Annotated in this window: 19 protein-coding genes and 1 pseudogene; 12 read left to right on the top strand and 8 right to left on the bottom strand. The window is 64.0% G+C overall.

All coding sequences use genetic code 11. The annotated features are described in order from the left end of the window. Window positions 1-167 precede the first annotated feature (167 nt). Window positions 168-5528: a DUF6531 domain-containing protein gene (locus ACSVHC_RS23665; protein WP_437771372.1), complete on the top strand. Its 5361-nt coding sequence runs from the start codon at window positions 168-170 to the stop codon at window positions 5526-5528. Window positions 5529-5845: 317 nt separating this feature from the next. Further along, window positions 5846-6091 carry a hypothetical protein gene (locus tag ACSVHC_RS23660; RefSeq protein ID WP_437771371.1) on the top strand — a complete coding sequence of 82 codons (246 nt, stop codon included), beginning with the start codon at window positions 5846-5848 and terminating at the stop codon, window positions 6089-6091. A gap of 328 nt (window positions 6092-6419) precedes the next feature. Here ACSVHC_RS23660 and ACSVHC_RS23655 read toward each other — a convergent pair. Next, a pseudogene (locus tag ACSVHC_RS23655) lies at window positions 6420-6746 on the bottom strand (Y-family DNA polymerase); the annotation flags it as partial. Beyond that, window positions 6739-7170 (bottom strand): LexA family protein, encoded by a 432-nt coding sequence (locus tag ACSVHC_RS23650; RefSeq protein WP_439181462.1) that lies wholly within the window; start codon window positions 7168-7170, stop codon window positions 6739-6741. The pseudogene ACSVHC_RS23655 and the gene ACSVHC_RS23650, both read right to left, overlap by 8 nt. A 271-nt stretch (window positions 7171-7441) precedes the next feature. Here ACSVHC_RS23650 and ACSVHC_RS23645 point away from each other — a divergent pair, with 271 nt between their 5' ends. Continuing rightward, window positions 7442-7591, top strand: coding sequence for a hypothetical protein (locus tag ACSVHC_RS23645; RefSeq protein WP_439181461.1), 150 nt, complete (start codon window positions 7442-7444; stop codon window positions 7589-7591). On the opposite strand, the gene ACSVHC_RS23640 is transcribed toward ACSVHC_RS23645, so the two are convergent. The 6 genes from ACSVHC_RS23640 to ACSVHC_RS23615 all read right to left on the bottom strand — a co-directional run bounded on the left by ACSVHC_RS23640 (window position 7588) and on the right by ACSVHC_RS23615 (window position 12894). Beyond that, window positions 7588-7851 carry a hypothetical protein gene (locus tag ACSVHC_RS23640; protein ID WP_439181460.1) on the bottom strand — a complete coding sequence of 88 codons (264 nt, stop codon included), beginning with the start codon at window positions 7849-7851 and terminating at the stop codon, window positions 7588-7590. The two genes, ACSVHC_RS23645 and ACSVHC_RS23640, sit on opposite strands and share 4 nt — an antisense overlap. A 71-nt stretch (window positions 7852-7922) precedes the next feature. Then, the gene (locus ACSVHC_RS23635) at window positions 7923-8957 is read right to left on the bottom strand and encodes a hypothetical protein (protein ID WP_439181459.1); all 1035 of its coding nucleotides are present in this window, start codon (window positions 8955-8957) and stop codon (window positions 7923-7925) included. Window positions 8958-9536: 579 nt separating this feature from the next. Continuing rightward, window positions 9537-10997, bottom strand: coding sequence for a MinD/ParA family ATP-binding protein (locus tag ACSVHC_RS23630; protein ID WP_439181458.1), 1461 nt, complete (start codon window positions 10995-10997; stop codon window positions 9537-9539). Between the two features lie 6 nt (window positions 10998-11003). Further along, window positions 11004-11519 (bottom strand): hypothetical protein, encoded by a 516-nt coding sequence (locus ACSVHC_RS23625; protein WP_439181457.1) that lies wholly within the window; start codon window positions 11517-11519, stop codon window positions 11004-11006. A gap of 10 nt (window positions 11520-11529) precedes the next feature. Then, window positions 11530-12597 (bottom strand): CHAP domain-containing protein, encoded by a 1068-nt coding sequence (locus ACSVHC_RS23620; protein ID WP_439181456.1) that lies wholly within the window; start codon window positions 12595-12597, stop codon window positions 11530-11532. Window positions 12598-12624: 27 nt separating this feature from the next. Next, on the bottom strand, window positions 12625-12894 hold the full coding sequence (locus ACSVHC_RS23615) for a helix-turn-helix domain-containing protein (RefSeq protein ID WP_439181455.1): 270 nt from the start codon (window positions 12892-12894) through the stop codon (window positions 12625-12627). Between the two features lie 143 nt (window positions 12895-13037). On the opposite strand from ACSVHC_RS23615, the gene ACSVHC_RS23610 reads away from it, so the two are divergent. Genes ACSVHC_RS23610 through ACSVHC_RS23570 form a run of 9 tightly spaced genes read left to right on the top strand, consistent with a single transcriptional unit; the run spans window position 13038 to window position 21894 of the window. After that, window positions 13038-13655, top strand: a complete 618-nt coding sequence (locus ACSVHC_RS23610) for a DUF6668 family protein (protein ID WP_439181454.1) — start codon at window positions 13038-13040, stop codon at window positions 13653-13655. A gap of 13 nt (window positions 13656-13668) precedes the next feature. Next, on the top strand, window positions 13669-13956 hold the full coding sequence (locus ACSVHC_RS23605) for a hypothetical protein (protein ID WP_439181453.1): 288 nt from the start codon (window positions 13669-13671) through the stop codon (window positions 13954-13956). Between the two features lie 9 nt (window positions 13957-13965). Continuing rightward, window positions 13966-14697: a hypothetical protein gene (locus tag ACSVHC_RS23600; RefSeq protein WP_439181452.1), complete on the top strand. Its 732-nt coding sequence runs from the start codon at window positions 13966-13968 to the stop codon at window positions 14695-14697. Window position 14698: 1 nt separating this feature from the next. Next, the gene (locus tag ACSVHC_RS23595; RefSeq protein ID WP_439181464.1) at window positions 14699-16084 is read left to right on the top strand and encodes a hypothetical protein; all 1386 of its coding nucleotides are present in this window, start codon (window positions 14699-14701) and stop codon (window positions 16082-16084) included. Window position 16085: 1 nt separating this feature from the next. After that, window positions 16086-17597: an SCO6880 family protein gene (locus ACSVHC_RS23590; protein ID WP_439181451.1), complete on the top strand. Its 1512-nt coding sequence runs from the start codon at window positions 16086-16088 to the stop codon at window positions 17595-17597. Beyond that, window positions 17597-19189, top strand: a complete 1593-nt coding sequence (locus tag ACSVHC_RS23585; protein WP_439181450.1) for a helicase HerA domain-containing protein — start codon at window positions 17597-17599, stop codon at window positions 19187-19189. Before ACSVHC_RS23590 ends, ACSVHC_RS23585 begins: the two co-directional genes overlap by 1 nt. After that, window positions 19189-20958, top strand: coding sequence for a type IV secretory system conjugative DNA transfer family protein (locus ACSVHC_RS23580; protein ID WP_439181449.1), 1770 nt, complete (start codon window positions 19189-19191; stop codon window positions 20956-20958). The genes ACSVHC_RS23585 and ACSVHC_RS23580 overlap by 1 nt, the downstream gene beginning before the upstream one ends. Beyond that, a complete protein-coding gene (locus ACSVHC_RS23575) occupies window positions 20951-21373 on the top strand; it encodes a DUF4913 domain-containing protein (protein WP_439181448.1) in 423 nt (140 codons plus the stop codon). The genes ACSVHC_RS23580 and ACSVHC_RS23575 overlap by 8 nt, the downstream gene beginning before the upstream one ends. Continuing rightward, on the top strand, window positions 21373-21894 hold the full coding sequence (locus tag ACSVHC_RS23570; protein ID WP_439181446.1) for a hypothetical protein: 522 nt from the start codon (window positions 21373-21375) through the stop codon (window positions 21892-21894). Before ACSVHC_RS23575 ends, ACSVHC_RS23570 begins: the two co-directional genes overlap by 1 nt. The last annotated feature ends 62 nt before the right edge of the window (window positions 21895-21956 follow it).

The following is a 21956-nucleotide window of genomic DNA, read 5'->3' as shown; positions in this document are numbered from 1 at the left end:
ATGGGGGCAGCGTGTCTGGTTTGGGGCTATTTCGCGTGCGCAATCTGGGAATGTTTGTCGTTTTGGCAACCCTCCTGCTCGGGCTGCCTGTCCCGCCGGCAACTGCCAGCCCTCCACCCACCCGGGCGTCAAACTCATCCGCACCGGCCGGGGTGCCCCCTCGAGCAGTGAGCCCCAACCTTCCGCCCACCCGGACCTTGAGCTCATCCGCGCTGGCCAGCGCCCCCGGCCGGGCACTAGACGTGAACCTTCCGCCAAACCGGACGTTGCCTGACGCCCTAAAGACCACCGATGACGCGGGTGATGGGGGCGTAGGCATGGCGGGATGGGGCGCCAACTTCTCCGGAGAATTGGGGAGGGGCGCCGCGGCTGTCACCGTCGACCGTCCGGCCCCTGCAGGCAGCGGCGACCTCGAAGGTGCCAGCATCTCCCTGGTCTCCTCCAACTCTGGCGGCGACACAAACTGCGCGGTGAAAACGGGGGAACTCTACTGCTGGGGGGACGGATGGAGCGGCCAGCTTGGAAACGGCACCCGTTTCCAAAGCTCTGTCACACCAGTGAAGGTCGACATGACCGGTGTGATGGCCGGCACCACGATCACAAAGGTGGTGACCGGCCCGGACAGTGTTTGCGCGATCGCCAGCGGCAAGGCCTTCTGCTGGGGCAACCAGTGGGTTACCGGAGGAGACGACTACAGCGCAGTCCCCGTGGCGATCGACACGACCGGCGTCCTCGCCGGCAAGACGGTGACCGACATTGCAATCTTGGACTATGGCGCCTGCGTCATAGCCGACGGAAAACCCTACTGTTGGGGACAAGAATTCTCAGGAGAGCTAGGAAACGGGCAAGACTACGTGTACGAACAATTTCCCGTCGCCGTTGATGTGTCGGGGGTCCTGGCCGGCAAGGACGTCACCAAACTTAGCGCAAGGCGCGGCACAGTGTGCGCCATCGCCGCTGGAGAAGCATACTGCTGGGGGGACAACAGCGCAGGACAACTCGGCAACGGCACTACCACGTCCTCGAACGTTCCCGTATCTGTAGGCGGGGCCCTGACCGGAATGACCGTCACCGGGGTAAGTGTCGGTGAGGGTGGGCCATGTGCCATCGCGAACGAACGAGCCTTCTGCTGGGGCTGGGGGCTCGACGGGACACTCGGGACGGGGGTGGGGTACTGGTACCCCAATCATCCATTTCCATTGCAAGAAACGCTTCCCGTGGCTGTTGATACGTCCGGTGTGCTTGCAGGAAAAGCAGTCACCCAAATATCAACTGGATTCGACTACAGCTGCGCCCTGGCGGAGGGCAAGCCGTACTGCTGGGGTACCAACAGGAACAGTAATCTCGGCGCCGCCGTCGCGCCGGACACCACGGCCTGGTCCCCTGTCGCGATCGACACCAGCGGCACAGTGCTCGACGGCAAGACCCTCACGGGCCTCATCATCAGCGGAGGCAGCACAATCGCCACCTACACGCCTCCACCGGTCGGGTCGCTGAGCCTGGAGGTGACGACAGGCCCCAAGATCACCCTCACGTCGACCGGAAACTACCACTCGGACACCGCCGGCCTCTACACCTATTTCTACGACACCTCCGCCCCCGGCGGACCAAAGAAAATTGCCTCCTGCACCTCGGCGGACACCTGTTCCTGGACCGGTGTGCCAAGCGAATACCAGAGCACCTACATCGCAGTCGTCGCAGACCCTTACACCGGTGACGGCATGGCACCGATGGTCAGGGCAACGTCATACACGGTGACCCCTCCGGCCTGGACGGTCAGCCTCGCGTCTTCGGGCAGCAGCCTCACCGCGACAACAAACTACAGCACGGAAAACAGTGACTTCAGTATCGGCATCTATGACCAGTCACAGGACGGGTCCCCGATCGTCGGATCATGCGCCACGGGAACGTCGTGCTCAATAACAACCGGCATCGTCGGGCACACCCACATAGCCGCCGCCGGAGGAGCCGGCAGCACTTTTCCTCCCACCCCCCTGCTGGCCTCGTCGAACATCGTCGGCACCGCGGGTCCCACCGCAGCATTTGAGTCAGCGGGCGGATCCAACCGCGCCGAGCTAGGTCAATGCTTCGCCTGCACACCCGATCCGGTGAACACCTCGAACGGGGAGTTCTTCGAAAACAACACGGACATCTCGATTCCAGGGCGGGGTCCGGGCCTGGAACTCAAACGCACTTACTCCGCCCAGCGCGCACCCTTCGACGGTCCGCTGGGCTATGGATGGTCGTTCAACTACGGCCTGTCCCTGAACATCAATGCGGGCGGGACGGTGGACGTGCACCAGGAAACCGGGTCGATGGTCACCTTCACCCCGGACACGAACGGGGACTTCCACGCGCCCTCCCAGGTCCTGGCAGCCCTAGTCCACAACACGGACGGGACCTGGACCTACACCCGCCGGGCAACGGAAATCTTCAAGTTCACCTCCGCCGGACAGCTAAGCCAGCTCAGCGACTTGAACGGCAACGCCACGACCCTGGCTCGAAACACCGCGGGGCAGGTCACCACCGCAACCGACGCTGCCGGCCGGACCCTTGCCTTCACGTACACCCCGGACGGCCACATCGACACGGTCACGGACCCTGCCGGCCGAGTCGTTTCCTACTCCTATGACAGCGCCGGCCGACTGACGAATGCCACCGGCACCGACTCGGCGACCACAGGATACGCCTACAACTCCCTCAACTTGATCACCACGATCACCGACCCAAGCGGAAACACCACCACGAACGCCTACGACACGGCGAGGAGGGTCACCAGCCAGACGGACCGGGCCGGCGGCATCACCACCTTCAGCTACGCCGCCGACGGAACAACGACCATCGTCTCGCCCGGCGGACGGACCACCGCCGAAACCTACACCAACGGCCAACTCCTCAAGGTAATCAACGGCGCCAGCACCACCCAGGCAGCAACCTGGACCTACACCTACGACCAGAACACCTTCGGAACAACCAGCGTGACCGACCCGTTAGGCCATGCGACCACCTCCACCTACGACACGGCCGGGAACAGACTCACCACGACCGACCCCGCGACCCACCAAAGCACCTGGACCTACAACACCCTGAACGAGGTCACCACCGCCACCGACCCGGCCGGGACCACCACCACCTACACCTACGACACCGCAGGCAACCCGCTGACGGTTTCCACGCCACTGACCGGCACTTCCCAGACCGCCACCACCACCTACGGGCACACCGACACGGCCCACCCCGGTGACACCACAACCATCACCGACCCGGCCGGCCACACGACCACCCTCACCCACACCACCGCCGGTGCGCTGGCGTCCAGCACCGACCCGCTCGGCAACACAACGTCCTGCACCTACGACGTCCTCGGACAACGCCTCACAACCGTGACTCCCCGCGGCAACACCACGACCTACACCTACGATGGTGCAGGTCGCCTGGCATCAGAGACGGATCCGCTGGGCCGCACAACCAGCTACTACTACGACGCCAACGGGAACCGGACGACCCAGATCGACGCCCTCGGGCAAACCACGACCACCGCCTACGACGCCCTGAACCGGGCCACCACCGTCACCAGCCCGGACTTTAGCGTCGCGACCACGGCGTATGATGCCGACGGCAACCGGACCAGCCAAACCGACCCGGCCGGCAACGCCAGCAACTACACCTACGACGCCCTGAACCGGCTGACCCAGAGCACCGACCCTCTGGGGCGTGCCACCTCCTATGCCTACGACGCCGCCGGATACCCCGTCACCGTGACCGACCCGGCAGGGCGCACCACCACGAACACCTATGACGCCGCCGGGAACCGCGCCGGCACCAGCTACTCAGGGGGCGCCACGCCGAACGCCACCTTCACCTACACCGCCGTTGGCCAGAGGGCCACGATGACCGACGGCACCGGAACCACCACCAACACCTACGACTCCCTCGGAAGGCTCACCGGCGTCACCAACGGCGCCGGACAGGCCACCGGATACACCTACGACCTCGCCGGGCACCTCACCGCACTGGCCTACCCGAACGGACAAACCGTCAACCGCGCCTATGACGGCGCGGGGCACCTGACCGGGATCACGGACTGGGCCGGGCACACCACCACTCTCACCCCGGACTCGGACGGCAACACGACCTCCATCGTCTACGGCAACGGCGTCACCGCCGCCGCAACCATCGACGCAGCAGGGCAGGTCGGTGCCATCACCGACACCGGCCCGGGAAGCACCGCCCTGGCATCCTTCACCTACACCCGCAACCCCGTCGGCGCCCTGGACTCGGCAACGATCACAGGGATCACCCAACCTGCCGAAAGCTACACTTACACCAGCCGTGACCAGCTCGCTGCGGTGAACACCGGCACTTACACCTACGACCCGGCCGGAAACACCACCACCCTCGCCACCGGGGCGACCCTCACCTACGACGCAGCCAACCAGCCCACCGGTTACACGACCTCCGGAACCACCACCGCGATCACCTACGACGCCCAGGGCAACCGGCTCACCGGCCCGGCACCCGCAGGCTCGGCTGCGTCCTACACCTGGGACCAGGCCAACCGGCTCACCGCCGCAAACGGCACCACCTACACCTACAACGCAGACGGCCTCCGCACCACCCGTACCCCCGCCACCGGAAGCGCACAGCACTACGCCTGGGACACCCGTGCAGGAGTACCGCTCATGCTCACCGACGGGACCACCAGCTACCTCTACGACGACACCGGCAACCCCATCGAACACATCGACGGAACCGGTAACACCTTCTATTACCAGCACGACCAATACGGCTCCACCAGGCTACTCACCGACCAGACCTCAGCCGTCGCCGCCAGCTACACCTACGACGCAAACGGCAACCTCACCACCAAAACCGGGACCGCCGACACCCCCTTGCGCTGGAACGGACAAGCCCAGGACACCGACACCGGCCTCTACTACCTCCGCGCCCGCTACTACGACCCCACAACCACCCAATTCCTCAGCGTCGATCCCCTCACTGCGGCGACCGGGGAACGTTACAATTTCGGTTCAGGGGATCCGGTAAACCGGAATGACCCCACCGGAATGATTTCCGTCGGATTTTGTTTGTCAGCCAGTGCCGGGCTCTTTGGAGGCGGATTCGGAGAAGTCTGCGTCGTAGCAGCCAGAAACGACGTTGATCACTCGCTCACCGTCGGTTTCACTGAAACAGGCGGAGCCGGGGTGCAAACCCCCTCCTTGGCACTCGGCGCCAATTTACAGGTGAGCTCAGCACGAACAGTGGATCAGCTGGGAGGCCCCTTCACATACGGCGGGCTATCAGTAGTACTAGGCGGCGGTTTTGGAGGCGGCGCATTCGGGGGAAAGAGCTGCGGAGCCCCCGGCGACCACGTCGTCGGTGGAGAACTGAACGTGAAGACCGGCCTCGAAGCCTTCCTCCCGACCCCACTCCCAGCAGAAATCCACGGCGGCAGGAGCAACACACTGACCCAATCATCCGCACCGATACCGTGGTCACCACTGATGCCAATTCCAGGAATCTTCTAAAATGCTCGCGCCACCCCGGAGTCCTGGAAACGGTGCCGCCTGGCCGCGTTGCCACTCCTATCCGGAGGGTTCGCGGGCTAACGTTTGCATCAAACCACGAACTGCTGATCTTTGACATCTTCCTCCACCTCTCCGCCAACCTCGTTTGATGCCCTTATTCGACATTGCTGCGGGAGATTCAGGCAGGATGAGCGGGACGAAGGATACTGGGACAGACCGACCGCAACCGGAAGAGGGGACGAATGACATATGAGTTCAGAGGCGGGTTTGAAATCCCCGGTCGGTTCAGGATCCAAGGACCGTACGTCATACTCACCATGAGCGCCTCACAGCTTGAGTTTCGACCCAGATCCCGTTGGTGGGCGCGCCACTTCGGACCTTGGAGGCTCGAACGCTCAGACGTCCGCGAAGTTTATCCGGGCCGTCCGCATCCCTTCTATTCCTGGGGACGGGTGAACTTCCTCGCCAAGGAGAACATGCCGTGGACATTTCTGGCCGAATGGCCGGAGGGTGTCCTTGGAGCCGCGGAAGAGCTCGGCTACCCGGTCCGGCATCAGAAGTAGAGACTCCTGTCATAAGCATGAATTACATCACCCTTCTTCCAGGGTTGCCGAAGCCGTTGAGACTCACGGGGATGTCCTTCATTGCGCTGTTCGCTGTCGATTATTTATCTATCAGTCCTTCCTTCAGGTCCGAAGACCCTGGTCGAGACCTATAGTCCATGGGCCTACGCCGCACTCTGCGTTGTGGCACTCGCCCTCGGCTTGGTCCTCGCCGTGGACTACCACGGATCGGTGGCGCCGGGGCGTCCTATAGTCTCCAGGGCTGGGTCCGGCGGGGAAGAGATTGATATGGCCGCCGCGCGCAACAACAGATTTCAGGGTACAGAATGTAGACCTCCTGCCAGGCCGAATACCGGGCCAGCAGCTCCATGACGCGGGCGCTGATGGATCCGTAGAGTTCGTAGTTGCTGGACCTCGCCTGAAGACCCCATTCACTTGCGCGGGGGGCGAGCTTGAACCACGGCTCACCCAGCACGATCCCGAGCTTCTTGGCCTCATCGGAGCGCGTCACGGCGCAGCCATCGTTGTTCGACAGGACGATGAGCGGTTTGCCCTCAAGGGAAGGGTCGAAGATCCGCTCAGCCGAGGCGTAGAAGCAGTTGACGTCGATGTGCGCGATTTCCTGCATGCGGCGCATCACCGCCGGCCTAGACATAGTGAAGGCACCTGATCGCAACGCCCCAGATCCGCAGATCCGAGAGTTCCTGGACGCGGATCAACGGGTACTTGGGGTTGTCCGCCTGCAGTATCACGCCGGCCCTGGTGATCCGCAGCCGCTTGATGGTCAGCTCGCCGTCGAGGATCGCCACCACCACGGACCCGTCCTTAGGCTCCAATGCCTTGTTCACAATGAGTTCGTCGCCGTCGCTGATGCCGCCAGGCTCCATGGAATCCCCGCACACCCGCACGATGAAGGTGCTGGTCTTGTCCTTGATCAGGTGCTCGTTCAGGTCGAGTTCAGAGGAAAAATAGTCCTGGCTCGGAGACGGGTAGCCCGCAGGGACGGCCACCGGGGCTACCGGAACGTGCCCCGGAGGTGCCTCTGCATCTATCATGCGAGGGTCCAAAGCAAGACTCATGACACACCCTTATTCGAAAATATGTTCGAATACAGCTTAGCTGTCCTTACCGACAGTTTCACCGACCCGAGATTTCCAGGCTGTGCACCGTCGACGGCCCCGGTGGTGCGGTGTGAGCGGCTGGTGACCTGGCGATGGTGTGCAGGCGGTCAGCTGGTTCCTGTCGTCCATCATGTGTGCGGGAAAAGCCCGAAGGGTAGAGCTTTTGCCGTGCACATGTGGGCGAGAGGCTACTACCCAAGTGATTCGTTCGGGTGAGTAGGATGCTTGAGTGGAAGTGACCTTGACCGTGGACGCCAGCGACGGCACGAGAACCAAAATCAGTGGCATCGCCGATACTTACGAACAGGCTCTTGCTGAGGCCCGCAAACAGGTTCCGGAGGGCAGCAGGGTAGTAGTGATCCGGACGGATCATTACTAGGGGGCCGGGCTGAAATGCTTGAGGCAGTAAGTCAGCGCTTCTTCAAAATCCCCTGATTCAAGAAGGTCCGGTTCGGTGTTGGGCCAGCGGGGGATGAGTGAGGAAACGTCAAAGACCCCGGGGGTATCGGTGGCAATGATGAGGCCAACTTGCACTCCGCTATTGCGGTAAACCTGCCATTCGCGTTCGTTGAGGGGTTTTGCATACCCGGGGAATTTGGGGTTCGTTGAGAATATGGACTCTTCTGGGTTTTCGTTCATAAAGTCATGGTGATCCTGGTTGGCCGAAATCCTCGCCTGGAACACGCGGGGGCAACGGCTGCCTAGGGTCCCTATGCTCCCGTTCCCGGGTGCACCGGCCGTGCTGCCGGGGAATGGCGCGCCACTCTCTTTCGATTGGTGGCGTCGAAAATGGCTCGGATCTGCGCAATTGCGGTGACCTTGACGGGGGAGTCGCCGGCGTCCAGCCGGGCCGCGCGCTCGGCTTGACGCTCCAGCATTCGCCGGCGCTCGGCCTCCTGCTCGCGCCGGAGAGCAGCAACGCGGGCAGCTGCCTGCTGGTCGCGGGATCGCAGCGGCTCGCCGGCTTCGGTGCGCCAGGCGCTGAGACGGTGCCTGAGCCAGCCGCGCATCCGCCAGGCGTCCTTGGTGTCGGGCGCGCCGTTGTGCGGCCACAGCGTGCCGTCAGGCCGCCAGTCGAGGGCATGCAGGATGTCCGCGACGGTCCAGCCTGCCAGGAAAAAGTCCCTGCACGAGCTGGCGATGTCTTTGGGCGTCATGCAACGCAGGGGAAAGCTCCGGTAGCGGATCTCGGACGCGGCAGCCACACGCTGTACATGGCGTTTTGGCGTCCGGTGGGTCGGCCATTGGAGTTCTGGACGCCATGGCACCTGGGCGGCAGGTGCGCCGTTTGCGGCGCCTGCAGGGATGAGCCGTGGCGGAGCCACGTCGTTTTGAGAGCTTCTTCCTTGCGCGCGTGCATGGGTTAACTCTTTCTCTTTAAGGTGAGAACCGCCTAGGGCGGGAGGGGTGCCAACTTTGTTCACAAGCGCCAGCGGCGACGGAGCGCACAGAACGTAGACGGCCGCTTCGTTGACGCGTTCCCCGTCAGGGCCGGCAGCCGCGTACTTTGCTTGGCGGCCGCCGGCAACGCGGCCGATGATTCCCCAGGCGACCAGGAGCCGCAGGACGCGTGCCACGGTCGTCCTGGACGTTCCTGTGGCCGTTATGAGGGCTTCCCAGCCTGGGCGGGTGGTCATGGTGTCGTAGTCCGTGCGTTCGATCAGGGCACGGAGGACGGCCACGATGGTGGCCTGGCCGTTGCGGTTTCGCACGGGGAACTTCTCGTGCCGAAGCAGGGCTGCCATGGTCTGGCGTCCGTGTGCGGCTCGTACGCTGCCTTTGGGGACGGCTGACAAAACTACATCCGAGGACGTCTCTCGGGCGCGGTTGACACGACGCAGCCGCGGATGGGTCCGCGATTCACTGTCGTTTAAAGCGCGCGCATGTACACTAGAGCCCATGCAGTACCTTTCTGAAAAGAGGGTGTGACTGTGGGAGCCCTACGCCGGGAAACTTGCCGGAGACGCGGTGTAGAGCTTGAATAACTTGATACGAAGGCCCGCCTTATGGCGGGCCTTCTTCGTTTAAGAGGCGATACGCCCGATAGGCAGTTCCCCCTGGCCGGTAACGGTCGCGATATCAATGGAGGCGAGCTTTTCAGCAACGGCATGAGCAATGAACTCACTAGCTGACTGCCCTTGGTGATCCGCAACAGCGAACAATTTTTCTGCGTCTGCAACGGGGAGCCGGGTAGTCAGAACGTGACGGTCCCCTTTGGAAGGTCGCCCTCCGCGTGCGCGTTTCTGAAATGCCATAACCCTCACGTTAGTTTCTGAAACGCCGAGGGTTCGGCATACGGCGCGGTGTGTCGTATCCGACCACATCTAAAATCCTTTGGCGACGGCGGCCGCTGCGGCCAGCCAGGCCCGCTGCGTGGCCGGCTGGAGGGCGTCGTAGCGGATGGGGCCGTTGACCAGGGCGGGGTCGTAGGGGATGCGGACGACGGCGCGCACGTGCGGTGCGAAGCCGTCAGCGATCCTGCGGGCCTCGTCCTTGGCGCGCTTGAGGGCGTCGCCGCTCATGCTGCGCTTGGCGTCGGTGGATTCGGAGACGATGACGACGGCGTTGCGGGCCAGCTCGGCGTCGTGGCCACCACGGGATTCGAGCGTCTGGAGGGTCAGGCGTGCGGCCTCGGCGCGGTCTTCAATGGCCGTCACAGGGACCACGAGCTGGTTGGTGTGGTGGATCATCTGCCGCCAGTTCGCGGACCGTGCCGTGTTGCCGGAGTCCATGACAATGAGCCGGTAGTAGCGGGTCAGCACCTGGTGGGCAATGTCCACTTCCTCGGCGGTCACTTCGTGGTCGCCCTCGTCGTTTTCGTCCGAGCGCAGGACGTCGAACTTATCCGACGTCTGGTGGTGGACGAATCGGGCGATTTCAGCGGCGTTCGTGCTGGGGGAGAGCAGTGTCTGGGAGGAGTCAATGAGGTCCAGAACGCTGTTGTTGTGCGCGCCCTGTTCGGTGCGCCAGCCCAGCGTTCCCTGGGACTCGTTGTTGTCCCATGCGACGGTGGCGGCCCCGCTGTAGCGGGCCAGGATCGCGCTCAGCATGACGACGGTGGGCGTCTTGTTGGCCCCGCCCTTGCGGTTGACGACGGCCACCGTGCGGGGGCCGGGCCAGTGCTGGCTCACGGTGCGAATGTCTTCACGCTCGGCCAGCTCTTCGGGGGAGGGTTCCATCCGGAATCCAAGCCGGGTGAGCGTGCCGCGCCAGCCGCGTGCGGCCGGTTCGAGGACTGGGGCGCTGACGAGGAACGAAGTTTCTTTCAGGCTCCGGCGGGTGGCCGGCTCCTGTGCAACTGCTTCGGCAGCAACAGCGAGTGCCTGGGGACGGTCCACGGCCGACGCGAAGGTGACCGGCTGGGCCAGTTCGACAGGCCCCGGGACGGGCGCGGGGGCCGGCACAGCTTCTACGGGAGCGGCCACAACGGCCGGCGAAGGCTCGACAGGAGCCGGAATGGCTTCCGGTACGGATGTGATCGGAGGGGCCGTCACAATGTCCTTCTGCCGGCGGGTCGTGGCTTTCACGGGTGCGGCTTCGCTCACGGCGCCCTCGGGGGAGACGACAATCTGGCCCTGGCCGTCTGGGTCGGTGGTGGTGACCTTCACGGGTCGGCCGAGCTGGGCGGCTGTGTCGGTGATGAGGCGCAGGGCCTCGCGCAGCACGGCTGCTTCGTCGTCTGCCTGGATGGGGTGTGAGGTGCCGTTGATCGTTACTTCACCGGTTCCGTTGGCCCGCAGAACGGCGTCGATCTTGGGGAAGTCTAGTGCTTGGGTTTCCATCATCGTTCCTTACTTGGTGCCGTTCGGCGGCGTGAATCGGTTGACTTGCCATGGTTTGTCGGCCGCGCTGCGCAGCAGCTGCACGTCGTAGGTGCCGGCGTCGGTGGGGAAGGAGACATGGCAGCCGAATCCGTTGTTCTCATCGACTGTCAGGTGGCCGGGGCCGGTGATCTTCTTGACGGGGATGTTGGCCGGGTCGACGTACTGGTAATCGGCCACGGCCTGGGGCGTCAGGAGCTGTCCCAGTTCCTGAATCCATACCTTGTCCGTGACGGTGGGGCGTGCGTAGAGGGCCATGGCCTTGGTGGCGGTGTCCAAGGCCGCTTTCTTGCTCGCGTCGTCCCAGGCGATACCCAGTGTTGCGGGAGCGGTGCCGCCGGGTGCCTGGGACTTGCCGCCGGCGCTGAGCGAGGCCGGGGCCGTTGCCGTGTTGGTCGGGGACTGTTCCGCGGGCGTGGTGTTGGATACAGGGGCGCAGGCTACGCACAGCAGCACGGCCGCCAGGGCTGTCAGGGTTCGTTTCATGGTTCCTCCGTTACTTGCTGCCGGGCAGGTACAGGAAAGCGCTGGGGACGCTGTTCTGCACCGTGCGTGTGTAGTAGGTGTGATCGTTTGGGGGAGGGTTGCCGTTGTAGCCCTCTTCCAGATAGGTCCCGTCGCCGTTGACGGCCTTGACGACGGCCACATGGCCGTAGGTGGCATCTGCGCCGCCGGCTCCGGGTGCGTACCAGACGACCGCGCCGACTCGGGGCGTCTTGCCAGTGGGCCAGCCCTTGGCATCCCAACCGTCTTTCCAAGTCAGTGCGGAGCCGAGCAGCACACCATCGGGCCGGAAGCTGCTGTTGAGTACCTTGTACGGAGCGCTGGTGCTGCCCAGCTGCTGGTTGACGCGCCACAGGGCGAAGTCAACGCATTCGCGGTTGAACATGCCCAGGGGAGAGGGCTGGTAGATCGGGGCGTTGGGCCAGGGCAAGTCGTCGCCCTTGCCGGATTCACCTGGAATGCCGCAGGAACTTTGGCCGCCGGCATCGGTGGCCGGAACGTCGGCCAGGGCTGCTACGACCTCCACGGCCGCTGCCCAGTAAGTCTGGTAGTGGTAGGGGTCCGCGTTCCGCTGGACCCTGTGCGCGGCCATGGTGGGATCGAGCTGTTCCCAGCTGTCCACCTTCTGCAATGCCTTGAAGAAGTTCGTGGCCGAAATGGTGGGGTTCATGCGGTCCGTGTAGCTGCCCCATGCCCCGTTGTCGCGCTGCTGGAACAGGCCTCGGGAGTCCGGCCCGGGGCCGTCTCCGTAGTCGAGGACTTTGAGGCTGGATTCGCCCATGGCCGTCATGACGCCGATGGTCTGGCCACGGGCGGAGAGTTTGAGGGCCTTGCCGGCGTTGATGACCAGGGCGGCGTTTTTCAGCTGGTCGCCCTGGTAGCCGGCTACTGGGACTTTCGGGAGCTTGCTTTCGTCAACGCTGACGCTGCCGCCGATGGGCGAGCAGACGTCGGCGGCGGATTTGGAGCCGCCGCCGAACAGGATGATGGACAGAACCAGGACAATCGGCGCGAGAATCGCCCCGATGACCAATGGTGGCCCGCTCTTATGAGACTGCATGTGCCCCCCTCACATTCATTGGTGTTGCTACCCCTGGTCCTCGCTGGCCCGGGGTGCCTTACCTTCCCGAAGCGTGTTCCGGTTCTCCCACACCCAGTCTTTGACTTGATCTCTGGCGATCAACCATGTCTTCTCAACTTGGTAAGCAGGAATCACCCCGGTTTGGAGCCAGCGGTAGACGGTGTTTCGGGACAGCCCGAAGATCTCTTCAAGGTCCTGGGGCGTAAGTCGCTCCGGGTACTTGGCGAAGAGTGCTTCTAGGTACTTAGGGTCCACGCTCAGTCCGTCCCAACGCATAGAGCCATCGTAGCGCAAAAATTGGTACTATGATGTACTGGTGGTGATTGAAAGGTACTAAAGGTGTTGTTGGGGGTCACTTTGGGCCTCTCGTGTCGGATGGTACAGATACGATCATTGCGGACATAACAGGGGGATGTTAAATGCCAGTCTCAAAGAACCGCTGGGTAACAGTCGGCGGCGACTCCGTTGACCAACCATCACCCGTATTAGATGAGCCGGCAGCGCTCCTCCCTACGGGACCAACGAAACCTCAACTCAGTGTTCCGCAGCCGGACCTCGTTGACCGGCTTCCGCGCTGGAACGTCCCTGACGGCTCCACGGAATACTGGTGGCTGGGTGTCCATGGTGGCGCGGGGGAATCCACTCTGGCCCGCCTGGACAAGCACAGCAGGGCGGCTGCACATCACTGGCCACAGGCGGCCGCCGGCTCAACTGTCGTCCTTGTAGCCCGGTCCAACATGCACGGCCTCCTGACCGCTCAACGCGCCGCGACTGAATGGGCCTCCGGCTCATTGCCAGGCATCCGCGTGGCCGGCCTTGTCGTCATGGCCGATGCTCCGGGCAGGCTTCCCAAAGAGATCCGCGAATTCGCCCGGGTCGTCGGCGGGGGAGTGCCACATCTGTGGCACGTTCCCTGGGTTGAGGGGTGGCGATTGGGCCACGACGTACCCCACGAACTACTTCCCAAAGATCTGCGCACGGTCCTTGAACAGGTGCGTATCGCTGCAACAACCATCGCCGGGCTTCCGGCCAACTAGAAAGAGGAAAACCATGTTGCTCTCCAAGGCCATGTACTGGTCCGGCGTCGTGATCGCTGAGGTTCCAAACCCTGGAACGGGTACGGCCCCTCCCGGGTCGGAGGGACTGCTCACGATCTTGAAGTGGATCGCCTGGATCGTCTTCGCCCTCGCTGTCGTCGGCATCCTGATCTGCGCCGGAACCATGATGGTGAACAACCGTCGTGGCGAAGGTGGCGAGCACGCGGGCCGACTGGCCTGGGTGCTCGGCGGCTGCATCCTCGCCAGCGTCGCATCCGGCGTTGTAGGCGCCCTGGTCTAAGGAGTTGCCATGACTGAAACGGCAGAAACGAACGAAGACCAGAATCCACTGACGAAGCCTAAGTTCATCATCTCGGCCGTTGTCGTGGCGATCATTGTTGCACTGGGCATCATCCTGGCTTTGCTGCCGAAAGGCAGTGGAAACGCTGATCCGGCACCAACCGCCGGCAGCACTGCGACGGCCAGCGCGCAGCCCAGCACGTCTGCGGCCGGTAGCGTCTGCGGCCTTCCTGATGGGAACCAAAGCAAGCCAGTATCCGCACCAGCTGACACAAAATGGGAGCTGGTTGGGAAGATCGCCGCTCCAACGTCGCCCAAGCAATACGGGCCGGGAACAACGGCAGTTAATGGCCTACGTTCCTGCTTCGCACACTCACCGACTGGTGCCCTATATGCCGGTGCAAATATCGTCATTCTGGCCAGCTCTGGTCACAACGACCTGGTTATCCAGAACCTGACCATTGAGGGGCCTGAGCGAGACAAAATGTTGAAGTCCTCGGCCCCAGCTGGAACCACTAACGACACACCGTTCCAGCTGGCCGGGTTCAAACTCACGGACTACAGCGGGGACCGGGCCGTAATCGAATATGGCTTCAAAGTCTCCAATGGGACGTTCGGTTCGTTGCCTGTCGTCCTGCAATGGTCTGGCGGAGACTGGAAAGCTGTTCCTCCCCCCTCCGGACAACCGGAGGGAAAGCAGCTGGCTGATCTAAGCGGCTACGTCCCCTGGGCGGGTGTCTGAGATGTTGCCCATGGACCAGAACGGCAAGCCTTGCGACTGGTGGAACTTCGGATGCCAGGCCGGTGATTTCGTAAACGACCGAGCCAACGACGCGATCAAGAACATGGCAGACGCTGTTGGGGATGCCGTTGGCAATGTTGTTAAAACACTAGGAACGTTCTGGGTCAACGTCGGCACTCCGAACCTCACGGCCACGCCTGGGGGAAGCGCCGCGAGTGACCCGGTTCTGTTCTTGCAGAACAGCCTGTGGTTCTGGACTGCGGCCCTCGCCGTGCTGTCGGTTCTTGTGGGTGCAGCAAAGATGATCATCGAGCGCAGAGGTGCCCCGATGCGTGATCTGGGCCGATCCTTGGCGACTCTCGTTGTCGTCTCGGGTGCGGGCGTTGCCTCTATCGGACTGCTGACTGTTGCGGCTGACCAGTTCTCTGTGTGGATCATCGACAAGTCCACGGACGGGACGTCGTTCAACGCGAAGATCAGCACTATGTTGGCTCTCTCTTCTACCAGCCCTATCGGGTCGATCATGATTATTTTGCTCGGGCTGATCGCAATCATCGCCTCAGTGATTCAGATCGTCCTCATGATTGTCAGGGGCGGCTTGCTTGTCATTCTCACCGGCATTTTTCCGACTGCGGCCGCGTTCACCAACACCGACGCCGGCAAAGGCTGGTTCCAAAAATGCACAGCCTGGCTGATCGCTTTCATCCTCTATAAGCCGGCGGCCGCAATCGTCTACGCGACGGCCTTCCGGCTTTCCGGTGCAAACCTCTTCGGGAACAGCGGCGACGGCAAAGACTTCGGATCTGCATTCCTGGCAACGGTCACGGGCCTGGCGCTGATGGTCGTTGCCCTGTTCGCCATGCCGGCCCTGATGCGTTTTGTAACACCGATGGTCGGAGCCGTTGCGGGTGGCGGTGGTGGACTGGCGGCAGGCGCCGTTGGCGGCTTGGCGTCAGGCGCAATCAACATGGGCAGCGCCGGCCGTGGCGGCGGTAGTCCTAGTGGCAGCGTTCCCAGCGGAGGAGGTAGCGAGTCGTCCGGTTCTTCTGGACCGTCCGGCACCGAGAGCCAGGGCGACGCCGGCTCTTCTGGAACGGCTGGCAAGTCTGGAAGCAGCGGCAGCGCGCCGGCAGCTTCCGGAGCTGAGGCTTCTTCGGCAGGCGGTGGAGCGGCCGCAGCTGGCGGCGGTGGTGCAGCCGCAGGTGGCGCGGCAGGCGGCGGTGCTGCAGCTGGTGGCGGTGCTGCAGCTGGTGGCGGTGCTGCTGCAGGCGGCGCGGCCGCAGCGGCAGGGCCGGCAGGTATCGCGGTTGCTGCGGGTGTTCAGGCAGGTCAGGCCGCCGCAGGGGCGGCCAAACAGATGAGTGAAGAATCAACAGGGGGTGCCTGACATGGCGGCTATTGAAAACACGTACCGGGAACCGACCTACGGGAACTGGCGGCGGCCGCGTAAGGCCGGCATTGGCACACTGGGCGGCCTGGCCACAGCCGGGCTGTTCCTGGGCCTGATCGTCGCCGTTGTCTGCTTCTTCATCGGCGGCTGGCTCGCCGGCCTAATTGCCCTGGTTGTGCTCGGGCTGGCCCTGGCTGTCGTCTCCGTGAACGACAAGCACAACAAGTCCTTGGGTGAACGTGCCTTTGGTCGTCTGGCGTTCCGCTCGGCACGCCGCAGCAAGAAGAACATCTACCGTTCCGGACCGCTCGGGCTGACTCCTTGGGGAGAGTTCCAGCTGCCCGGTATTGCTGCTGGGTCCAAGCTGTATGAGTTCAATGACTCCTACGGCCGGCCTTTCGCCTTGATCCACCTTCCGTCAACGGCGCACTACACCGTTGTCTTCGGAACGCAGCCTGACGGCGCGTCACTGGTCGATCCCGAACAGGTGGACGCCTGGGTGGCCAACTGGGGCGGCTGGCTGGCGTCCTTGTCGAATGAGCCGGCCGTGGTCGCCGCGTCCGTCACGGTTGAGACGGCCCCTGATTCCGGGGCACGCCTGCGCCGTGAGGTGGAGTCGAATATTCACGATGATGCCCCGGCCCTGGCCAAGGCCATGCTGCGCGAGGCCCTGGAAACGTACCCGCAGGGTTCGGCCACTATCCGGGCCTGGGTTGCGCTGACGTTCAGCGCCGCTGCCCGGTCCGGCGGCAAGCGCCGCACGGCCGAGGAAATCGCCCGTGATCTGGCATCCCGTCTTCCCGGCCTCACGGAACGTCTTGAATCCACGGGTGCCGGCGCTTGTGCGCCGTTGAACGCGCAGGAGCTGTGCGAGGTCGTACGGGTTGCCTACGATCCGGCGGCCGCCCGCCTCATTGATGAAGCCCATTACCAGGGCACGCCTGTTGATCTGACATGGGGCGAGGTTGGCCCTTCGGCCCATCAGGCGGATTGGGGCGGCTACCGGCACGACTCCGGGCACTCGGTTTCCTGGACCATGACGGGTGCACCGCGCGGCCACATTCTGTCCTCCGTGCTGGCGCGCCTGGTGGCCCCGCACGGGGAGATCGACCGTAAGCGCGTGACGCTGCTGTACCGGCCCATTGAGTCCGGCCGGGCGGCCTCCATTGTCGAGTCTGACCAGACCAATGCACTGACCAGGGCATCGTCGACGAACCGGCCTACGGCCCGCGCTCTGGTGGACGCCCGCGCTGCGCAGGCCACGGCAGCGGAAGAAGCGAAGGGGGCCGGCCTGGTCAACTTCGGCATGGTGGTCACGGCCACGGTGCTTTCTGCTCACGGCGTGGACGATGCCGTGGCCACGGTGGAGGGCAACCTTGGCCCTTCGGCCCGGCTGCTTCTGCGCCGCGCCTATGGCTCCCAGGATTCGGCATTCGCGGCTTCGTTGCCGCTTGGCCTGGTCCTGCCCAAGCACTTGAAGGTTCCCGAAGAGATCCGCGAGGCCATGTGATGTTCGGCAGCAAGACCAAACACAAGAGGACCGACGCCGGCACGCGCACGCTTCCGGCCGCCGTCGTCCGCCGGCCAGGCCTGCGGGGCTGGCGCGGGCGTGGCCAAGGCGAAGCGGCCTACGTGACGGCAGCGGATGAGTGGCGCGGCACGTCCGTGCAGGTTTGCGGGCTGTGGCCCTTTGTCGGCGGCTCCGGTACACCGATTCTCGGTGTACCCATCGGCGTCCACACGGACACGGGCGCACCGTTCGGCGGTGACCCCATCAGCTGGTTCATGCACGGGATGATCAACAACCCGTCCATGTTCGTCCTGGGCCTCCCGCACTACGGCAAGTCCACGCTGGTGCGCCACATCGTCCTGGGACTGGCCGGCCGGGGTATTAACCCGCTGATCCTGGGCGATCTGAAGCCGGACTATGTTGACCTGATCGAAGCCATGGGCGGGCAGGTCATTAGCCTGGGACCGGGACGTGGGCACTTGAACGTCCTCGATCCCGGGGAGGCCACGGGCGCGGCCGTCCGGCTGCTCACGGCCGCCGAAGAACACCGGGCGAAGGCCAACCGGGCCACGGATGAGGGCGAGAAGAAGCGCCGGCTTGCTGCGGCCGTGAAAGCGGAGAAGCTGGCCGAAGAACTCATGGCGGACGCCCACAACCGCCGGCTGAACATGCTCACGGCGCTGATCACGATTGTGCGGAACCAGAAGCCCAGCGCCCATGAGGAATCCATGATCGACCGGGCGCTGCACATCCTGGATGAGCGGCTGGACCGCGTGGCGTTAATCGGGGATCTGATCGAGGTCATTAAGGATGCTCCTGCCGAGCTGCGCGACATTGCCCTGGACCGTGGCGACATGGAACGCTATCTGGACGCAACGGACCAGCTGCGGCAGTCGCTCTACTCCCTCGACGGCTCGGGCCGCTTCGGTGACATGTTCTCCCAGCCGACTGACCAGCCCATGGACCTGTCCAAGCCGGTGGTCTTTGACCTCTCGGGGATCTCCGATACCCAGCGCGATATTCAGGCGGCCTCGCTGCTGGCCTGCTGGTCCACCGGGTTTGCCACGGTGCAGGTTGCGCACGCCTTGGCTGATGCCGGTCTGGAACCGCGCCGGAACTACTTTGTGGTGATGGACGAGTTATGGCGGGCGCTGCGTTCGGGTGAGGGCATGGTGGACCGTGTGGACTCTCTGACGCGCCTGAACCGTACCGAGGGAGTGGGCCAGGCCATGATCACTCACACCATGAGTGACTTGGAGGCCCTGCCAACCGAGTCGGAGCGGATGAAGGCCCGCGGATTTGTCGAGCGCTCCGGCATGGTGGTCTGCGGGGCACTGCCCGGCGGTGAGATGGAGAAGCTGAACAAGGCTGTCACGCTTTCCCGCGCCGAACAGGCCCGGCTTATCTCCTGGGCTGATCCGGGGTCGTGGACCGACGTGGGCGGCTCCCGCAAGCGCGTCCGCCCGGGCCTGGGCAAGTTCCTTTTCAAGGTCGGCGGCCGCCCCGGTATTCCGGTGGCATTGAAACTGACCAGCGTTGAGGAATCCCTGCACGATACAAACAAGCGTTGGCACGATGAGGGGGAACACTGATGGGTGCACCAAGCAGCAACAAACGCTCCCAGCTGGGCGGCGAAACGATCATTCTCTGGGTGATCATCACCGCCGTGGTGCTGGGCGTTGGCTCCGTGACCGGGGCCGTGCATCTGGGGTCGCTTCTTGCCGGGGACGGTCAGAAGCTGCCGGCTAACCCGTTCGAGCTGGTCATCGGTTTGTTCACTCACAAGGTCACGTGGCCGGCGGCCGCAACCTGGGTGCTGATCGGCTTCGGCGTCGTGATCGTGGTCCTGGCCATCCTGGTGGTGCGGGCGGTGCTGCGCCGCCGTTCCAAGCGCTCCCGTGTTGACGTCGCCGCGCAACACATGGCCAAGGGCCGGGACCTGCGGGCGCTGAGCCTGCGCGGGGCGACAGCCACGGCCGAACGTCTCGGCGTAAAGGGCTCACCTGGTGTTCCAGTGGGCAAGACGGTGTTGGGCGGTCAGCTGGTCTTTGGCTCCTGGGAAGACATGCACATCGACATCTGGGGGCCACGAACCGGCAAGACGACTTCTCGGGCAATTCCGGCGATTCTGGCGGCTCCGGGCGCTGCTCTGGTGACGTCGAACAAGCGGGACATTGTGGACGGCACGCGCGACGTCCGCGCCGCTGAGGGGCCGGTCTGGGTCTTTGATCCGCAGTCCGTGGCCCTCGAGGAACCCACCTGGTGGTGGAACCCGCTGAGCTACGTCACGGACGAAGTGCGGGCCGCGCGCCTGGCTGATCACTTCGCCGCCGGCTCCCGTGGTCCCGATGCCAAAACGGATGCGTATTTCGACCCCGCCGGCCAGGATCTTTTGGCCGGCCTCCTGCTCGCCGCTGCCTTGGACGGGCGGCCGATCACGCAGGTTCACACCTGGCTCACTCGGCCGGCGGACGATGAGGCCGTGGGCATCCTCAAGACGCACGGCTTCATCCAGACCTCCAACGCCGTGGGCGGTGTCGTCAACGCCCCGGAAAAGCAGCGCGGCGGTGTCTACGGCACCGCACTGCAAATGGCGTCCTGCCTCACCAACCGCCAGGTCGCCCGGTGGGTGACTCCGCAGGGCGAGACGGACGAACGGCCGCAGTTCGACCCGGCCGCGTTCGTCCGGTCCAAGGGCACTCTGTACAGCCTCTCCAAGGAAGGCAAAGGCACCGCCGGCCCGTTGGTGACGGCCCTGACCGTGGCCACGGTGGAAGCGGCCGAAGAACTGGCCGTACATTCGCCAGGCGGCCGTCTGGCCACGCCCATGATCGGCGTCCTGGACGAAGCGGCCAACGTGTGCCGCTGGCGCGAGCTGCCGAACCTGTACAGCCACTATGGCTCCCGGGGCATCGTCCTGATGACCATCCTTCAATCCTGGTCCCAAGGCGTGGAAGTCTGGGGCCGGGACGGGATGCGCAAGCTTTGGTCGGCCGCGAACATCAAGGTTTACGGCGGCGGCGTGGCCGAAGCGGAGTTCTTAAACGAACTCGCGCAGCTGGTGGGGGAGTACCGCTACTCCAACATGACCAAGAGCCGTTCCAAACAGGGAACCTCCTACAGCCACGACGACGACCGCAAGGAACGCACCCTTGACGTCTCGGACCTGGCTGCGTTCCCGCGCGGCCGCGCCATAATGTTCGCCTCCGGCGCTCCGGCCGCGCTGTTGGAAACGGTGCCGTGGATGAGTGGCCCTCACGCCGAAGCGGTCAGGGCCTCCATAGCCGCACATGACCCGGCGAACCGGCCTGCAGCCGCCGCTGGCAACCGCTGGATCACCGCCGGGGCCTCCGATGAGTGAAGATCTGGGGGAGTGGGACGACGACCTGGACGGTACAACTGCGGACGTAGCTGAGCCGGCGAAGGACGAGGAAGCGCCGGAGCTGTTCTACTCCAATGTTGCCGAGTTCGTCAGCGACAAACTGGCCACCCAGTACCGCCGGCAAATCAACGTTCAGGGCGGAGTGATCTGGTGCCCCCAGTGGTGGAAGCACTCCGAAGCAATCAGCCGCCTCGAAGCGCTCTGGCGTGCCTGGGAATTCCTGCGCCTGGACGGGACCACCGGCATGAGCGTGTGGTGGCGCGATCACGCAGACCACCACATGTCCGTCCTGCTGTCGGCAGACGGGCCGTTCAAGGGCTGCAACCCGGACGACGGCCACCGCTCCAAGCTGGCACCACTGCCGTGCGAGGAACCGCCGGCAGGGCTGTTCTGATGCGGATCCTGGTCACCTGGATCTATCAGTGGATCCGCCCCGACAAGAGGTCACTTAGTGAGCTGGCCGACTTCCTGCGTAAGAGGAAGAAGGCGGCCAGTTGGTGGGACCATTCTCACTTGACGCGGCGGCTTGCAACTCAAGACGACGCCCATGAGTACAAGGAGCTTCCAGCCGACAAACGGTTCGTCCTATTGCAGGCGGCCCGGTTCTGCACCCGCTACTACTCGGTCGCAACGCTTCCTGTGCTGGCCATTGGGGCCGCTTTGACGGTCCCGATGATGACGAAGCAGGCCGACGCGGTCGGGATCCCAATAGATCTCCAGGCTTCCTTGGTAGCCGGCGTTGCCGTGGGCCTGATCCTCTTCGGCCTGGCCGACATCTACGGTGCCAGCAAGTCCGCCGCCCACGCCCAAACGTGGGTGTCCGCCTTCGAGGACATAGAAAAGGAGCTGGCAACTGCGCCACTCACTTCCAGGTCTTGGAGCAAAAAGTTTCGAAACCCGCGCAACAGCCGCTGAGTGAGCCGGCTCTTCTGAGGGACCGACGACAGGCCACGTTGGAAGCTAGCGTGGCGACTACT

The organism is Arthrobacter sp. KNU-44, assembly GCF_051843155.1.
Classification (GTDB): Bacteria; Actinomycetota; Actinomycetes; order Actinomycetales; family Micrococcaceae; genus Arthrobacter.
This window is presented reverse-complemented; position numbering and strand designations above follow the sequence as displayed.

Excerpts from the sequence above, each read along its gene's own strand:
- ACSVHC_RS23660 (WP_437771371.1), top strand. The coding sequence starts at position 5,846 with ATGAGCGCCTCACAGCTTGAGTTTCGACCCAGATCCCGTTGGTGGGCG.
- ACSVHC_RS23650 (WP_439181462.1), bottom strand. The coding sequence starts at position 7,170 with ATGAGTCTTGCTTTGGACCCTCGCATGATAGATGCAGAGGCACCTCCG.
- ACSVHC_RS23640 (WP_439181460.1), bottom strand. The coding sequence starts at position 7,851 with ATGAACGAAAACCCAGAAGAGTCCATATTCTCAACGAACCCCAAATTC.
- ACSVHC_RS23635 (WP_439181459.1), bottom strand. The coding sequence starts at position 8,957 with ATGGCAGCCCTGCTTCGGCACGAGAAGTTCCCCGTGCGAAACCGCAAC.
- ACSVHC_RS23630 (WP_439181458.1), bottom strand. The coding sequence starts at position 10,997 with ATGATGGAAACCCAAGCACTAGACTTCCCCAAGATCGACGCCGTTCTG.
- ACSVHC_RS23625 (WP_439181457.1), bottom strand. The coding sequence starts at position 11,519 with ATGAAACGAACCCTGACAGCCCTGGCGGCCGTGCTGCTGTGCGTAGCC.
- ACSVHC_RS23620 (WP_439181456.1), bottom strand. The coding sequence starts at position 12,597 with ATGCAGTCTCATAAGAGCGGGCCACCATTGGTCATCGGGGCGATTCTC.
- ACSVHC_RS23615 (WP_439181455.1), bottom strand. The coding sequence starts at position 12,894 with ATGCGTTGGGACGGACTGAGCGTGGACCCTAAGTACCTAGAAGCACTC.
- ACSVHC_RS23610 (WP_439181454.1), top strand. The coding sequence starts at position 13,038 with ATGCCAGTCTCAAAGAACCGCTGGGTAACAGTCGGCGGCGACTCCGTT.
- ACSVHC_RS23605 (WP_439181453.1), top strand. The coding sequence starts at position 13,669 with ATGTTGCTCTCCAAGGCCATGTACTGGTCCGGCGTCGTGATCGCTGAG.
- ACSVHC_RS23600 (WP_439181452.1), top strand. The coding sequence starts at position 13,966 with ATGACTGAAACGGCAGAAACGAACGAAGACCAGAATCCACTGACGAAG.
- ACSVHC_RS23595 (WP_439181464.1), top strand. The coding sequence starts at position 14,699 with ATGTTGCCCATGGACCAGAACGGCAAGCCTTGCGACTGGTGGAACTTC.
- ACSVHC_RS23590 (WP_439181451.1), top strand. The coding sequence starts at position 16,086 with ATGGCGGCTATTGAAAACACGTACCGGGAACCGACCTACGGGAACTGG.
- ACSVHC_RS23585 (WP_439181450.1), top strand. The coding sequence starts at position 17,597 with ATGTTCGGCAGCAAGACCAAACACAAGAGGACCGACGCCGGCACGCGC.
- ACSVHC_RS23580 (WP_439181449.1), top strand. The coding sequence starts at position 19,189 with ATGGGTGCACCAAGCAGCAACAAACGCTCCCAGCTGGGCGGCGAAACG.
- ACSVHC_RS23575 (WP_439181448.1), top strand. The coding sequence starts at position 20,951 with ATGAGTGAAGATCTGGGGGAGTGGGACGACGACCTGGACGGTACAACT.
- ACSVHC_RS23570 (WP_439181446.1), top strand. The coding sequence starts at position 21,373 with ATGCGGATCCTGGTCACCTGGATCTATCAGTGGATCCGCCCCGACAAG.